Source organism: Oleiphilus sp. HI0043 (genome assembly GCF_001634935.1).
The window spans coordinates 1-723 of record NZ_LWEY01001620.1; the positions used below are offsets into that span (position 1 = coordinate 1).

At 47.2% G+C, this 723-nt stretch carries 1 protein-coding gene; it reads right to left on the reverse strand.

The annotated features are described in order from the left end of the window. Window positions 1-706: AMP-binding protein (locus tag A3729_RS24400; protein ID WP_231877497.1), on the reverse strand; the 706-nt coding region annotated here is incomplete at its 3' end. Between the last annotated feature and the right edge of the window lie 17 nt (window positions 707-723).

Sequence of the window (723 nt, forward strand, 5' to 3'; positions counted from 1 at the left end):
CAGACCCCGGTTTAGATTCTGTTGCATAGGGTAAAGGCGTCATCATCTGACCACCCGTTTCAGTTTGCCACCATGTATCAACAACCGGACATTTGCTATGGCCATACTCAGTATAATACCAACGCCATACCTCCGGGTTAATCGGCTCCCCTACGGTACCAAGAATTCTCAGTGAATCACGTTTACTAGACCCAGTCGCTTCGTCCGCTTTAGCCATTAAGGTACGAATAGCCGTCGGCGCTGTATAGAAAACTGTCACCTTGTGCTGATCAATTACTTCACCAAAGCGCCCCATACTCGGATAATTGGGAACGCCTTCATACATGAGCGTTGTGGCACCATTCGCCAAGGGTCCATAAACGATGTAACTATGGCCGGTAATCCAGCCAACATCTGCCGAGCACCAGAACACATCACCTTCTTTATGGTCGAATGTGTAGTAGTAGGTCGACGTCACATAAGTCAAATATCCACCACTGGAATGCTGTAAACCTTTTGGTTTACCGGTAGAACCAGAGGTATAAAGAATGAACAATGGATCTTCAGCATTTACCGGAACGGCTGTATGCTTGTCAGCTTGCTCAGCCACCAAGCGACGATAGTCAACGTCCCAGTTATGACGAGTTGAACCTGTGTTATGGGTTGTTTCAACAACCAGTACATTTTTGACAGTATTACGTTTGGATATCTCCAGCGCGTCGTCCACACTTGACTTAAGCGGGA